This is a genomic window from Treponema sp. R8-4-B8 (assembly GCF_054786175.1).
In genome coordinates, this window is record NZ_BDHE01000190.1 from 1 (window position 1) to 738 (window position 738).

A 738-nucleotide genomic window follows, 5' to 3' on the forward strand; every position below is an offset into this window, starting at 1 on the left:
CGTTGAAAGTTTGTCGTAAGAAAGCCTATTTCATCGCGGCTTCTAGGTTTTAAATCGAGTTCAAAATCGCCGCCCTCGATTTTTCGCGCGGCGTTAGAAAGGATTTTTAACGCTGAAGAAATGGTCTTGGAAAAGAACCAGATAAAAAGTATCGATAAAAATACGACGGCGGCGGTTAAAAGCAAATTACGGCGGGTAGTCGTATTAATCATCTCGAATATTTTTTTGTACTCAATACTGGTAATAACAATCGACGCGCCTATGTTTAATTTTGTAAAAGCGATGAAATATTTAACGCCGTCGATATCATGCAAATCCTGCCTGCTGCGTATGGCGCTTTCGCGAATCATGCGAACATCTTCCCTGTTGGAAATATTAGCGGCAGTCCTTACCATTTCAAAATCAGGATGTATTAAAACATCGCCGTTATTATTGATCAGATAAGATTGATTCATGCCTGAACTCAGGTTGTCATTAAGATATTCAGGGGAAAAAAGGATAAAGACGGCGCGTCCTTCGGACTCACGACCGTCGGATGTTTGCCCTCTTGAGAGAGGGAAAAACAAAGCCAGTAAATGCATGGAAAAATGCTTATACGCGTTTAAAAAAGCCGATTCCCCCATCACCGCTCTTTGATAATAATCGCTATTCTTCTCGTAATAAGAATTAACCAGCGAAGAATCAATATCTTTTGAATAAAAAAAACTTTCATTTATTAGGAATTTCGCGTTGTCATCG

The 738-nt window shown here is 39.7% G+C and carries 1 protein-coding gene; it reads right to left on the reverse strand.

The window, feature by feature from the left end; translation table 11 throughout:
* Positions 1-738, reverse strand: a 738-nt coding sequence (locus ACYVRA_RS07810; protein ID WP_461252173.1) for a HAMP domain-containing protein, incomplete at both ends; no start/stop codon positions are given.